The sequence below is a fragment of the Streptomyces mabaensis genome, from assembly GCF_053763515.1.
On record NZ_JBSOPZ010000007.1, the window covers coordinates 206,495 to 219,869 of the forward strand.

Below are 13,375 nucleotides of genomic sequence, written 5' to 3' on the forward strand. Positions count from 1 at the left end.
GCTGTGCATGCTGCGAACCGGTCACCGCAGCGCGCTCTTCGCCCGCCACTCCTCCCAGCCGACGTTCCACGCGCCGAAGCCGTTGCCGGGGGCCGGGACCCCCTTGGTGTCCTTGCCCTTGATCTCGAACGGGTCGCCCGGGCGCACCTCGCCGTAGAACCAGGCGGCATTCGCCGTGCTCATGCCGATGCAGCCCGAGCTCATGTTGGCCCTGCCCATCCACTTGTCGTTCCAGGGCGCCGCGTGTGCGTACATGCCCGACCACGTCAGCCGCATCGAGTAGTCGACCATCTTGTTGTAGGGGTCAGAGATGCCGACCGTCTCGGAGTTCATGTTGATCGTGCCCTCCTTCGACATCAGGACCGCCGTGCCGCGCCACGACCTCTTCTCGCCGCCTGGGGTGCCGCCCGAGACGGGGATCTTTCGCACTGCCCTGCCGTCGCGTTCCAGCGTGAGTTGGCGGCTGTCGAGGTCGACCTTGACGATCCGGCGCGCGCCGACCGTGAACGAGGTCGTGTAGTCGCGGACGAACCAGCCGCCGGCGCTGCCGGAGTCGGTCCCGTTCAGTTCGGCCTTCAAGGTGACCTTGGTGCCCGGCTTCCAGTACTCCTTCGGCCGCCAGTCGACCCTGTCACGGCCCGACCAGTCCGTCATCCACCCCCACGAGCCCTCGGTGGCGTTCGACGTGGTGATCCTCAGGTGCTTCTCCACCTCCGCCTTGTTCGCCACCGGGTTGTCGAAGACCAGTGAGACCGGCTGGGCGACGCCCACGCTGGTGGCCGGACCGGGCCGCCAGTCCACCTTGTTGACCTTGTCGGCAGCGGCGGTTGTGAAGGACGACTCGGCCGTTCGCTCCGTGCCGTCGCCGGTACGCGTCACCGCCGTCACCGTGTACGCCGTGCCCGGCACGGACTTGCGGTCCGACAGCCAGACGCCGCCGTTCGCCGACACCGTGCCGGTCAGGGAACGGCCCTCGGTGTCGGTGACCGTCACCGACGTGAGCCGGCCGCCGGTGGCGGTGATCTTCACCGGCTCCCCGGCGCGGACCCGGCCGCCGCTCGGCGTGACCGTCACCGTCGCGGGCCGCTTGTCGGCGGCTGTCGTGCCGGGCTTGGCGTCGTCGGCCGCCTGGGTCCCTGAGCCGGGTGAACAGGCGGCGAGCGGGGTCAGCAGCACAGCGGCCGCCGCGATGCGCACACGTATGTGACTCAACGGATCCTCCGTCACGGGAAATCGAGTGGATGCGGTGAGCGTAGGACGGCGAAAACGCAGGTGAGTGGCTATGGGCCGATGTGACGTCGACTGGGAAGAAACGGTCATCGTCCGGTCACATTCGCCGCGCGGAGCCGTCAAGGGCGGCTGTGAGCATCCTCGACATCACCGACAGAGAGGCTCACACCGTGTCAGCGCTGCTCGTGACGGCCGACCGCGGCCGGGAAACACCTCTGGGCCCCATCACCGGCGCGAGGTACCGCGCCTTCCTCGCGTCCCCGGCCGGCTTGGCGCTCGGCCCCGGCTTCCTGCAGTGCCCGTCCTGGGCGCAGGTCAAGGAGGGCTGGCGTCCGCTGCTGCTGGGCTGGGGGCCGCGGCCGGAGGCCGGGGAACTGTCCGGCGTCGCGCTGACACTGCTCCGCCAACTCCCCGGTACCCGCAAATACTTCGCCTATCTGCCCGAAGGGCCCGTCGCCGACTGGGCGGACCCGGACCTCGACGGCTGGCTCGACCCGCTGCTGAGACAGCTCCGGACCGCGGGAGTCTTCGCCGTACGGATAGGCCCCGCGCCCGCGTACCGGCGCTGGTCCGCCGCGCGGCTCAAGTCCCAGGCGGGGCCCGGGCGTCGGCTCACCGACGTACTCGCAAGTGAGGTGGACCCGCTGGGCACGGCGGTCGCCGACCGGCTGCGGGCCCGCGGCTGGCACCGGTGCGGCGACGGGGCCTCCGGCGCGGGCGAGGGCGACGCCCAGCCGCGTCATGTCTTCCATGTCCCGCTCGCCGGGCGCACCGTCGACGACCTGTGGGCCGGTCTCAGCCAGGAGTGGCGCCGCAATGTGCGCCGGGCGCGGAAGTCGGGCGTGCAGATCGTGGTGGGCGGCGCGGCGGAGCTCCCCGAGTTCTACCGGCTGCTGCGGATCACCGAGGAGCGGGACGGATTCCGGCTCGGCCGCACGCTGTCGTACTACGAGCGCCAGTACGCCGCGCTCAACGCCGAGGAGCCGGGCCGGATGACGCTGTACCTGGCCCGCCACGAAGGGGAGACGCTGGCGGCCCACACGATGATCCGCGTCGGTCGCCGGGTCTGGTACCAGACGGGAGCATCCGCGGACCACCGCCGGGAGGTCCGCCCCTCCAACCTCCTGCAGTGGCGCATGCTGCAGGACGCCCATGCCCTGGGGGCCGACGTGTACGACATGCGCGGGGTACCCTCCACCCTCGACCCCGACGACCGCGGGTACGGGCTGCTGCGCTGGAAGCTCGGCACCGGAGGAGAGGTCGTCGAGACGCTGGGGGAATGGGAGAAACCGATGGACGGCACGACCAACCACGCTCTGTACCGGGCGTTCCAGGCATACCTGGCCCGTCGGTGAGCGCACCGTCGCAGGCACCCCCGGCCAGGGAGGGTGCTGCCGGAGGCAAGGGCGCGTCCGTCCTGCGCAGCGGGCTCGTCATGGCCGCCGGGTCCGTCGTGTCGCGGGCCACCGGCTTCGTGCGGTCCGCGGTCGTCGCCGCGGGGCTCGGCGTCGGGGCCGTCGCCGACGGGTACGCCGTCGGCAACTCCGTACCCACCATCGTCTACATGCTCCTCATCGGCGGCGCGCTCAACGCCGTCTTCGTGCCCGAACTCGTCAAGGCCGCCAAGGAGCACGCCGACGGCGGCGCCGCCTACACCGACCGGCTGCTCACCGCCTGCGTCCTCGCACTCCTCGTGCTCACCGCCGCCGCCGTATGCGCCGCGCCCACCATCGTCGGCGCGTACACCGACTACCGCGGCGAACAGGCCACGATGACGGTCGCGTTCGCCCGTTACTGCCTGCCGCAGATCTTCTTTCTCGGTCTCTTCACCCTGCTCGGACAGGTCCTCAACGCGCGGGGCCGCTTCGGCGCCATGATGTGGACGCCCGTCCTCAACAACGTCGTCGTCATCGCCGTCTTCGGGCTGTACCTCGCGACCGGCACCGGTGGCGGACTCACCGCCGCCGAGACCTCCCTGCTCGGCTGGGGCACCACCGCGGGCATCGCCGTCCAGGCGCTCGCCCTGCTGCCCGTGCTGCGCGCCGCCCGCTTCCGGTACCGGCCCCGCTTCGACTGGCGCGGCAGCGGGCTCACCCGGCCACTGCGGTCGGCCGGCTGGCTGGTGCTGCTCGTGCTCACCAACCAGGCCGCGTACTGGGTCACGACCAAACTCGCCACCGCCGCCGGCACCAGCGCCGTCGCACAGGGCGTCGACGGCGCCGGCTTCAGCGCCTACAACAACGCGTACGCCCTGTGGGCCGTGCCGCACGGCATCGTCACCGTCTCCCTCGTGACAGCGCTCATGCCGAGGATGAGCGGCGCCGCCGTCGAGGGCGACACCGCCGCGTTGCGCCGGGACGTGTCGTACGCCCTGCGCAACAGCGCCGCCGTCATCCTGCCCGCCGCCTGCGCGCTGTTCGCCCTCGCGCAGCCGATGATGGCGCTCATCTACGGATACGGCGCGGTCGGCGCGGACGACACCGCGGTCATGGCGGGCATCCTGATGGCGTTCGCGCCCGGACTCGTCGCGTTCTCCGGCCAGTACGTCCTCTCCCGCGCCTTCTACGCGATGTCCGACACCCGCACCCCCTTCCTCCTCAACCTGGTGATCACCGGACTCAACGCGGGCCTCTCGCTGGGGGCGTACGCCCTGCTGCCCGCCCGCTGGGCCGTCACCGGCATCGCCGGGGCGTACTCGCTCGCGCTGTTCACCGGCTGGGCCGTCACCGCGTATGTCCTGCGGCACAGGCTCGACGGCGGGACGGGCGCGCTGTGGCGTTCGGCGACGGTCCGCGCACAGCTGCGGCTGCTCGTCGCCGCGGTGCTCGCCACCGCCCTCGGCCACCTCGCCGTCCGCTGGTCCGCCCCCGCCGGCGCTCTCGCGGCGACCGCCGCGGGAGCCCTCACCATCGCCGCCGCCTTCGCGGCCCTCGCCCGCCCCCTGCGGCTCACCGAGACGCGCGCCCTGCTGACGGGTGCGACGAGCCGGCTGCGCCGCCGCTGACCTGCCACCCCCACCTGGAGATGCCCGCCCATGCCACGCGTCCTTCTCATCGAAGACGACCCCTCCGTACGCGAAGGGGTGGAACTGGGGCTGCGCCGTCGTGGCCACGAGGTCCGCACCGCCGCCACCGGCGAGGCCGGGCTCGACGCGCTGCGCGAATTCCGGCCCGATCTGCTGCTGCTCGACCTGATGCTGCCCGGTATGAACGGCGTGCAGGTCTGCCGCCGCGTACGGGAGAACAGCCAGCTGCCGATCATCATGCTCACCGCCCGCGGTGACGACTTCGACGTCGTCATCGGCCTGGAGGCCGGTGCCGACGACTACATCGTCAAACCCGCCCGCACCGAGGTCATCGAGGCCCGTATCCGCGCCGTGCTGCGCCGTATCGAGCAGCCGGGCGGGGACAGGCCCGGCATCGAGCACCACGGCGAACTCGCCATCGACCGCGCCGGGCTGACCGTCGCCAAGTCCGGCGTACGCCTCGCGCTCGCACCCTCGGAGCTCAAGCTGCTGCTCCATCTGTCCGCCGCGCCCGAGCAGGTCTTCAGCCGGCAGCAACTGCTGGAGCACGTCTGGGAGCACAGCTACCACGGGGACGCACGGCTCGTCGACGCCTGCGTAAGGCGGCTGCGCACCAAGATCGAGGACGCGGCGGGCACGCCCCGCTACATCCAGACCCTGCGGGGCTTCGGCTACCGCTTCGGACCCCTGTGAACGGCGGCCCGGCGAGCGGCGCGGCCGTGGGCGGCGCGGCGAGCGGCGCGGCCGTGAAGGGCGTGGCGAGCCGCCGCCGCATCGCCGCGTTCGGACTGCGCACCCGCCTCGTCCTCGCCTTCCTCCTCGTCTCCGTCGTCAGCGCCGGGACGACCGCGGCCCTGACCTACCGCGAGGCCCGCAACGCCGTCCTCGCCACCGCCACGGACACCGCCGTCGCCTCATTTCGCGAACAGGTCCAGACACTCGGCGTCGAACTGCCCGTCCAGCGCGAAGGACTGGAGGAGGTGCTGCGCGACATCGCCCGCAAGGGCAAGCCGCATCCGTGGCACGTCTTCGCCGAGTACGGGTCCATCACGGCGTCCTCGGGGACCAGCCCCACCTCGACCGTGATCACCCCCGAGCTGCGCCGCACCGCCCGGGCCAACCCGCACGGCAGCTTCCAACGGGTCGTCAAGGACGGCGTGCCGTACCTGACCATCGGCATGCCCGCCGTCTTCAAGGTCGGTGTCGAAGGAGTGCTGCCCACCGGACTCGTCCTCTACGCGGTGATGCGGATGAACGGTGAACAGGCCGCCGTCGACGCCCTGTTCACGGCCGCCCGCGACGGCGCACTGCCCGGCCTCGCGATCGCCCTCGTACCCGCACTGCTCGCCGCCCGCAGTGTGCTGCGGCCCGTACGCGAACTGCGCGGCGCCGCCCGTTCCATGGGAAGCGGCCGGCTCGACACCCGCATCCCGGTCCGCGGCGGCGACGAACTCGCTGATCTGGCCCGGACGTTCAACGAGTCCGCGGCCGATCTGGAGCGGTCCGTCGACGAACTCCAGCAGGCCGAGGCGCGTGCCCGCCGCTTCGCCTCCGACGTGTCCCACGAACTGCGCACCCCGCTCGCCGGAATGCTCGCCGTCACCGAGGTCCTCGACGAGGACGCGGACTGCCTCGACCCCGACACCGCGCGCGCCGTGCGGCTGATCAGCGCCGAGACCGGCAAGCTCGCCGTACTCGTCGAGGACCTGATGGAGATCTCCCGCTTCGACGCGCGCGCCGCCGAGCTCCACACCGACGAGGTCGACGCCGCCGAGACGATCCGCAAGACCCTGCAGGGGCGGCACTGGACCGGCCGGGTCGACGCCGACCTTCCGGAGGGCATCCGGGCCCGCGTCGATCCCCGCCGCTTCGACGTCGTCGTCGCCAACCTCGTCGGCAACGCGCTGCGGCACGGCGCCGAGCCCGTGACCGTGCGGCTGCGCACGGACACCCGCGAGGACGGGACACCGCTGCTCGTCACAGAGGTCACCGACAGCGGGCCGGGTATCCGGCCCGAGGTCCTGCCGCACATCTTCGACCGCTTCTACAAGGCGGACGCGGCGCGCACCCGCTCGGCGGGCAGCGGCCTCGGACTGGCCATCACCCAGGAGAACGTACGGCTCCACGGCGGGACCGTCGGCGCGCGGAACGCGCCGGCGGGCGGCGCCGTGTTCACCGTGGAGATACCCCTGACCGGGGTGGAGGCGACCTCATGAGACGACGACCGGCGGCTGCCTCTTCCGCCTTTCTGGCCGGGCTCCTGCTGACCGGGTGCGGCATCCAGGACACCGACGTCATCGAGGCGGGCGGACCCGCGACCATCCAGGTCTTCCCGCACAGCCCGAGCGGAATGGTGCTCTTCTTCCGCTCGCCGTCGGGGGAGCTGATGCCGGTGATCCGTTTCCTGGAAGGGGAGGCGGAGTCCCCCGAATCGCCGGGGGCGTCGACCCCCAAGACGGTCGCGGCGCTGTTCGGCGGCCCGGTCGGCAACGAGCGCAAGGCCGGACTGACCGCCGGCCTGCCCCCCTTGCCGGAGGGCGGCCGGATCGACGAGGCCCCGCACCCGCAGGGCGGCGTGGAGGTCACGCTCCCGATCGCCCTCGCCGACCTCGACGACACGGCGGTGCGGCAGCTGGTCTGCACGATCGCGTTCACCCACGACGCGGAGGGCACGACCGGGGTGGGTCTGCGCGGCACGGACGGGACACTGGGCCACACGAACTGCGACGCGGACGCCGACATGGGCCGCCTTCCGCGCCCGACGACGCAGGCGCGCCAGGCGTACCACGTCGGGTCCTCGCGTACCTGATGAACGGCGGGAACGCAGGCTTCTCGCACCCACCCGGCAACCGCGCAAGCTCTCACCTGGTGCGGCCGGACTCCCCCGCTGCAGTCCCGCCGAAACGACTCACGAGCCGACGAAGCTCAGACGGACCTGGCGGTCCGGGTTGTCCTTGTTGGTGTCGACCAGGCACACCGACTGCCAGGTGCCCAGTTCGAGCCTGCCGCCGAGCACCGGCAAGGTGGCATGAGGCGGGACGAACGCGGGGAGTACGTGGTCTCTGCCGTGTCCCGGGCTGCCGTGCCGGTGCTGCCAGCGGTCGTCGGCGGGCAGCAGGGAGTGCAGCGCGGCCAGCAGGTCACTGTCGCTCCCGGCGCCGGTCTCGATCACCGCGATGCCGGCGGTGGCGTGCGGCACGAAGACATGGAGCAGGCCGTCGCGGCCGGACGCGATCTCGGCCAGGAACTGCTCGCAGTCGTGGGTCAGGTCGGTCACCGTCTCGGCGCTGCCGGTGGCGAGGCGCAGGACGCGTGTCGTGAAGACGTCGGGCATGCGTCCATGGTGGCCCATGATCCGGTTCCCCAGGGGTATTCATGCCACGGGAGGCCTCCCCATGGCTTCCGTTCCCCTCGCGGACCCCGTTCATCGATGTCGGCTTCTGACCGACCGGAAAGGCAGGGACGCCGTGACCAGCACCGCTCGCCAACTCCCCCAGCTTCCCGACACCGCATCGCTGCGCGCCCGGGCGGAGCGGAGTCTGCGCCGCTGCGGTGTCGAGCCCGCCCGGGACGGCGGTGAGCTGGTCGCCCGGACACCGCTCACCGGCGGGACCCTGTTCCGTCTGCCGGCAGCCTCGGCCGAGGAGACGGAGGCGGCCGTCGACGCCGCCGGGCGGGCGTTCCGGCAGTGGCGGACCGTGCCCGCGCCCCAGCGCGGCGCGCTGGTCCAGCGGCTCGGCGAGCTGCTGTCCACACACCGGGAGGACCTCGCCGACCTGGTCACCCTCGAAGCGGGCAAGATCCGCTCCGAGGCCCTGGGCGAGGTGCAGGAAATGATCGACATCTGCGCGTTCGCGGTCGGCCTCTCGCGACAGCTGTACGGACGCACGATGGCCTCCGAACGCCCCGGCCACCGCCTCTCCGAGAGCTGGCACCCGCTGGGCGTCGTCGGCGTGATCTCCGCCTTCAACTTCCCCGTCGCGGTGTGGTCCTGGAACACCGCCCTCGCGCTGGTCTGCGGCGACACCGTCGTCTGGAAGCCATCGGAGCTGACCCCGCTCACCGCGCTCGCCTGCGACGCCCTGCTCGCCCGCGCGGCCGCCGACACCGGCGCCCCGGCCGACGTGCACCGGCTCCTCCTCGGTCACCGCGAGACCGGCGAGCGGCTGGCCGGCGACCCGCGGGTCGCCCTGGTCAGCGCCACCGGCTCGGTCCGGATGGGCCGGGAGGTCGGACCCCGGGTGGCCGCCCGGTTCGGCCGCTGTCTGCTGGAGCTGGGAGGCAACAACGCCGCGATCGTCACACCGTCCGCCGACCTCGAACTCGCGGTCCGCGGCATCGTCTTCTCGGCCGCGGGCACCGCCGGCCAGCGCTGCACCTCGCTGCGCCGGCTGATCGTGCACGAGGACGTCGCGGACGAGTTGGTGGAACGGATCGTCCACGCCTACGGCCGGCTGCCGGTCGGTGACCCGTTCGACGCGGCGACGCTGGTCGGCCCGCTGATCTCCACGGCGGCACACGAGAGGATGGCGGCGGCCCTCGAAGCGGCCCGGGCCGACGGCGGAAAGCTGCTCGCGGGCGGCGACCGGGTGCTGGCCGAGCAGGCGCCGGAGGCCGCGTACGCCCGGCCCGCCGTCGTCCGTATGCCCGAGCAGACCGAGATCGTGCGGACCGAGACCCTCGCCCCAATTCTCTACGTGCTCACCTGCCGCACCCTGGAAGAGGCCGTCGCCCTGCAGAACGGCGTCCCGCAGGGCCTGTCGTCCAGCATCTTCACCCGGGACCAGCGGGAGGCCGAGAGGTTCCTGGCCACCGACGGCTCGGACTGCGGGATCGCCAACGTCAACATCGGTACGTCGGGGGCGGAGATCGGCGGGGCGTTCGGCGGTGAGAAGGAGACCGGTGGCGGCCGGGAGTCCGGGTCGGACGCGTGGAAGGCGTACATGCGGCGCGCGACGAACACGGTGAACTACTCCGACGACCTGCCGCTCGCGCAGGGCGTCAGCTTCCTCTGAGCGACGGGCGGCGGGCGGGGTCCTGCGGCGGGAAGATCCGGGCACCTCTCCCCGTTGGTAGAACCGTGAACAACTTTGGGGTCCACCAGGTGGACGTGGTCGTGATCGGCGCCGGGCAGGCGGGCCTGGCCGCCGCGTACCACCTGCGCCGCTCGGGTCTCGCACCAGAGCGGGACTTCGTGGTCCTCGACCACGCACCCCGGCCCGGCGGCGCCTGGCAGTACCGGTGGCCCTCCCTCACGTACGGCAAGGTCCACGGGATGCACGCGCTGCCGGGCATGGAGCTGACCGGCGCCGACGACACCCGGCCTTCCGCCGAGGTCATCGGTGCGTACTTCGAGACGTACGAGCGCACTTTCGGGCTGCGCGTACGGCGCCCCGTCGGCGTGCACGCCGTACGGGAGGGCGAGGGCGGCCGGCTGCTGGTCGAGACCTCGGTCGGCACCTGGTCGGCGCGGGCCCTGATCAACGCCACCGGGACGTGGGACCGTCCCTTCTGGCCGCGCGTTCCGGGACAGGAGACCTTCCGGGGGCGGCAGTTGCACACCGCGGACTATCCCGGGCCGCAGGAGTTCGCCGGGCTGCGGGTGGTCGTCGTCGGCGGCGGGACTTCCGGCGTGCAGCACCTGATGGAGATCGCCGAGGTCGCGGCGGGGACGGCCTGGGTGACCCGGCGGCCGCCGGTGTTCCGGGAGGGACCGTTCGGCGAGGAGCAGGGGCGGGCGGCCGTCGCCCTGGTCGATGAGCGGGTGCGCCGCGGACTGCCGCCGCAGAGCGTGGTGTCGGTGACGGGACTGCCGGTCACCGAGGCGGTCCGCGGGGCCCGCGAGTCGGGCGTTCTGACGCGGCTGCCGATGTTCGACAGGATCACCGAGCACGGGGTGGCCTGGGACGACGGGCGCACGATCGCGGCCGACGTGATCCTCTGGGCCACGGGTTTCCGGCCCGCCATCGGCCATCTGTCACCGCTGAAGCTGCGGGAGCCGGGCGGCGGCATCCGGGTCGACGGCACCCGGGCGGTCCGCGACCCCAGGGTCCACCTGGTCGGTTACGGCCCTTCGGCGAGCACCATCGGCGCCAACCGGGCGGGCCGGGCGGCCGTACGCGAGATCCGGCAGCTGCTGCGACGCGCACACGAGCCCGCGGTCGCCGTCGCGGTGGGCTGACGGCCCGTCGGCCCGTCCCTCCGGGCTCGCGTGACGATCACGGAAGTACCGGTGTTCCCGGCACGGCCGGTGTCAGCTCGGCGTCCCTGCGGACCAGCGCGGCGTACCGCCCGTCCCGTTCCAGCAGTTCGTCGTGGGCGCCGCGTTCGGCGATGCGGCCGGCGTCGAGCACGACGATCTCGTCGGCGTCCCGGACGGTGGAGAGACGGTGCGCGATGGTGAGGGTGGTACGGCCCGCGGACAGCGCGTCGATGGCCCGCTGTACGGCGTGCTCGGTACGGGTGTCCAGCGCGCTGGTCGCCTCGTCGAGGATGAGGACGGGCGGGTCGCGCAGGATGGTGCGGGCGATGGCCAGACGCTGCTTCTCGCCGCCGGAGAAGCGGTAGCCGCGTTCGCCGACCAGGGTGTCGTAGCCGTCGGGCAGGGACGCGATGTGGTCGTGGATCTGGGCGGCACGGGCGGCCTCCTCGATCTCCTCGTCCGTCGCGTCCGGTTTGGCGAAGCGCAGGTTGTCGGCGACCGAGGCGTGAAAGAGGTAGGTCTCCTGCGACACCACGCCGACGGAACGGGCGAGGGTGTCGAAGTCCAGGTCGCGTACGTCGATTCCGTCGAGGGTGACACGGCCGCCGGTCACGTCGTACAGCCGGGGCACCAGATAGCTCAGCGTGCTCTTGCCGGAACCGGTCGGTCCGACGACGGCCAGGCTGCCGCCCGCCGGGACCGTGAGGTCGATGCCGTGCAGGGTGGTCCCGTGCTTCGGGTCGTAGCCGAAGTCCACGTTCTCGAAGCGCACTTCGCCCTTGGCCCGCTCGATCCGCACCGGGTTCTCGCGCTCGGTGATGTCCACCGGCAGGTCGAGGTACTCGAAGATCCGCTGGAACAGGGCGAGCGAGGTCTGCATCTGCACGCCGGTGGAGAGCAGGCTCACCGCGGGCCGGAAGAGGCCCTGCTGGAGCGAGACGAAGGCGACGAGCGTGCCGATGGAGATGGCGGGGCCGCCCGACCGGAGGGCGAGGCCGGCGGCCCAGTAGATGAGTGCGGGCATGGCGGCCATGACGATCCCTATGGTCGACATGCGCCACCGCCCGGCCATGCTGGAGCGGACTTCGAGGTCGACGAGGCGCTCGGACTCGTCGGCGAATCCCTTGGTGAGCGAGTCGGCGCGGCCCATCGTGCGGCCGAGCAGGATGCCGCTGACGGACAGCGATTCGGTGACCGTGGCGGCCATCGCGGCCATCTGCTTCTGCCGCTGGGTGGTGATCTTCTTGCGCTCGCGGCCGACCCGGCGGCTGATCCACACGAACAGCGGCAGCAGGAGCAGCGAGACGACGGTGAGCCGCCAGTCGAGCGCGAGCATCGCGACGACAGTGGCGACGACGGCCGTCAGGTTCGAGACGAGGGAGGTCGCGGTGGAGGTGACGGTGGCCTGCATACCGCCGATGTCGTTGGCGATACGGGACTGGACCTCGCCGGTGCGCGTCCGGGTGAAGAAGGCGAGCGGCATGCGCTGCAGCTGGGCGTAGACGGCGGTGCGCAGATCGTGCATGACGCGCTGGCCGACCGTCGTGGAGATGAAGGTCTGCAGGACGCCGAAGACGCTGGTCACCACGGCGGTGAGGATCATACCGAGGGCGAGCAGGCTGAGCAGTCCGGTGCGGCCCTGCGGGATCGCGGTGTCCAGGATCTCGCGGAGCATGAAGGGCGAGGCGACCGCCACCAGCGAGGAGGCGCCGACCAGGAGCCCGACCACGGCCAGCCGGGCGCGGTAGGGGCGGAACAGCCGGAGGATGCGCCGCAGCTGCGCCGGCGGCTCGGGCTGCGTCGGATCGAGACGGCGGGCGGGGGGTGTCCAGGTGGGTTCGTCGGGGTGCATGGGCTCCTTCAGTGGGCTGAGACGACCGGTTCCACCGGCCGGATTTTCTGGAGCATAGCTCACTGTTACCTATACTCACAATGAACGAGGTCCTGATATTGTTCCCGTTATGAGCACCGCCTCCGACACCGACGGCATGCTGGCCGAGCAGCTGCTCCGGCTGACCCGCCGCCTGCACCGGATCCACAAGCGCCAGCTGGAGCCGCTCGGCATCACCCCGGCGCAGTCCCGGCTGCTGCGCACGGTCGCGCACTACGACCGGCCGCCGCGGATGGCCGATCTGGCGGAGCGGCTGGAGGTCGTCCCGCGTGCCGTGACCAGTCTGGTCGACGCGCTGGAGGCGAGCGACTGCGTGCGCCGGGTGCCCGACCCGGACAACCGCAGGGTGACAAGGATCGAGCTCACCGACACCGGCCTGGCCACGCTGGGCCGGCTGCGCAGCGCGCGCCGGGCCGCGGCGGAGGACATCCTTGCCCCGCTGACGGCGGCTCAGCGCGAGGTGCTCGGCGGACTGCTGTCCACGCTGGTCGACGGGCCGGGCGGGCGCTGCTGACCTTCTGCCGTCCGCTGCCTGAACGGGCAGAACCGGTTCCGTGAGCCTACGGTGGTCCGAGAACACCCTCGGGTGGTCCAGAGCACCATCGAGCAGAGCCGGGGCCTGAAGGAGGCCGTGATGGAGGAGCAATTCGTCTGGATGACGACGCGCCGCATCGCACCGGGCGTGCTGGAGGACTTCGAACGGGCATGGCGCCCGGACTCCCATCCACCGGGTATGACCCGCGCCTTCGCGTACTGGTCGCAGGACGGCCTGGAGGTCATCGGGGTCTCGTTCTGGGAGTCGCGGGACGCGTGCGACGCCTGGCGTGGCTCCGAGGCGGAGTCGCGGCGCCGTGAGGCGATGGCTCCGTACATCGCCGAGGAGCGGGAGGCGTTCTACCGGGGCCGCGAGCTCGTCGTTCCGGCGGGATAGCCGGGACGGACGCGACAGACCAGCGGGGGGGGGGGGGGGGGGGGGGGGGGGGGGGGGGGGGGGGGGGGGGGGGGGGGGGGGGGGGGGGGGGGGGGG

The 13,375-nt window shown here is 72.3% G+C and carries 12 protein-coding genes; 9 read left to right on the top strand and 3 right to left on the bottom strand.

Features of this window, described 5'->3' with window-relative positions:
- Positions 1 to 21: 21 nt before the first annotated feature.
- Positions 22 to 1,212: an Ig-like domain-containing protein gene (locus ACWV17_RS08785; RefSeq protein WP_455359205.1), complete on the bottom strand. Its 1,191-nt coding sequence runs from the start codon at positions 1,210 to 1,212 to the stop codon at positions 22 to 24.
- 188 nt (positions 1,213 to 1,400) lie between these two features.
- On the opposite strand from ACWV17_RS08785, the gene ACWV17_RS08790 reads away from it, so the two are divergent.
- The 5 genes from ACWV17_RS08790 to ACWV17_RS08810 are packed head-to-tail and all read left to right on the top strand — an operon-like array spanning position 1,401 to position 7,064.
- Complete coding sequence (locus tag ACWV17_RS08790) at positions 1,401 to 2,585, top strand: lipid II:glycine glycyltransferase FemX (protein WP_455359206.1); 1,185 nt, start codon at positions 1,401 to 1,403, stop codon at positions 2,583 to 2,585.
- Positions 2,582 to 4,234 (top strand): murein biosynthesis integral membrane protein MurJ, encoded by a 1,653-nt coding sequence (gene murJ / locus ACWV17_RS08795; protein ID WP_455359207.1) that lies wholly within the window; start codon positions 2,582 to 2,584, stop codon positions 4,232 to 4,234. The genes ACWV17_RS08790 and murJ overlap by 4 nt, the downstream gene beginning before the upstream one ends.
- Positions 4,235 to 4,264: 30 nt before the next feature.
- Entirely contained in the window at positions 4,265 to 4,948 is a 684-nt protein-coding gene (locus ACWV17_RS08800) for a response regulator (protein WP_455359208.1), read from the top strand.
- A 26-nt stretch (positions 4,949 to 4,974) separates the two neighbouring features.
- Positions 4,975 to 6,471 carry an ATP-binding protein gene (locus ACWV17_RS08805; protein WP_455359217.1) on the top strand — a complete coding sequence of 499 codons (1,497 nt, stop codon included), beginning with the start codon at positions 4,975 to 4,977 and terminating at the stop codon, positions 6,469 to 6,471.
- Positions 6,468 to 7,064, top strand: a complete 597-nt coding sequence (locus ACWV17_RS08810; RefSeq protein WP_455354007.1) for a hypothetical protein — start codon at positions 6,468 to 6,470, stop codon at positions 7,062 to 7,064. Before ACWV17_RS08805 ends, ACWV17_RS08810 begins: the two co-directional genes overlap by 4 nt.
- Positions 7,065 to 7,163: 99 nt before the next feature.
- On the opposite strand, the gene ACWV17_RS08815 is transcribed toward ACWV17_RS08810, so the two are convergent.
- The gene (locus ACWV17_RS08815) at positions 7,164 to 7,589 is read right to left on the bottom strand and encodes a YjbQ family protein (protein ID WP_455354008.1); all 426 of its coding nucleotides are present in this window, start codon (positions 7,587 to 7,589) and stop codon (positions 7,164 to 7,166) included.
- Between the two features lie 133 nt (positions 7,590 to 7,722).
- Here ACWV17_RS08815 and amaB point away from each other — a divergent pair, with 133 nt between their 5' ends.
- Together amaB and ACWV17_RS08825 are read left to right on the top strand one after the other, a co-directional pair.
- Entirely contained in the window at positions 7,723 to 9,270 is a 1,548-nt protein-coding gene (gene amaB, locus ACWV17_RS08820) for an L-piperidine-6-carboxylate dehydrogenase (protein ID WP_455359209.1), read from the top strand.
- 65 nt (positions 9,271 to 9,335) lie between these two features.
- Positions 9,336 to 10,436, top strand: coding sequence for an NAD(P)-binding domain-containing protein (locus ACWV17_RS08825; RefSeq protein WP_455359210.1), 1,101 nt, complete (start codon positions 9,336 to 9,338; stop codon positions 10,434 to 10,436).
- 37 nt (positions 10,437 to 10,473) lie between these two features.
- On the opposite strand, the gene ACWV17_RS08830 is transcribed toward ACWV17_RS08825, so the two are convergent.
- Entirely contained in the window at positions 10,474 to 12,309 is a 1,836-nt protein-coding gene (locus ACWV17_RS08830; RefSeq protein ID WP_455354011.1) for an ABC transporter ATP-binding protein, read from the bottom strand.
- Positions 12,310 to 12,418: 109 nt separating this feature from the next.
- On the opposite strand from ACWV17_RS08830, the gene ACWV17_RS08835 reads away from it, so the two are divergent.
- Both ACWV17_RS08835 and ACWV17_RS08840 read left to right on the top strand, forming a co-directional pair.
- The gene (locus ACWV17_RS08835; RefSeq protein WP_455354012.1) at positions 12,419 to 12,862 is read left to right on the top strand and encodes a MarR family winged helix-turn-helix transcriptional regulator; all 444 of its coding nucleotides are present in this window, start codon (positions 12,419 to 12,421) and stop codon (positions 12,860 to 12,862) included.
- Between the two features lie 120 nt (positions 12,863 to 12,982).
- Positions 12,983 to 13,279, top strand: a complete 297-nt coding sequence (locus tag ACWV17_RS08840; RefSeq protein WP_455354013.1) for a hypothetical protein — start codon at positions 12,983 to 12,985, stop codon at positions 13,277 to 13,279.
- Positions 13,280 to 13,375: the final 96 nt, after the last annotated feature.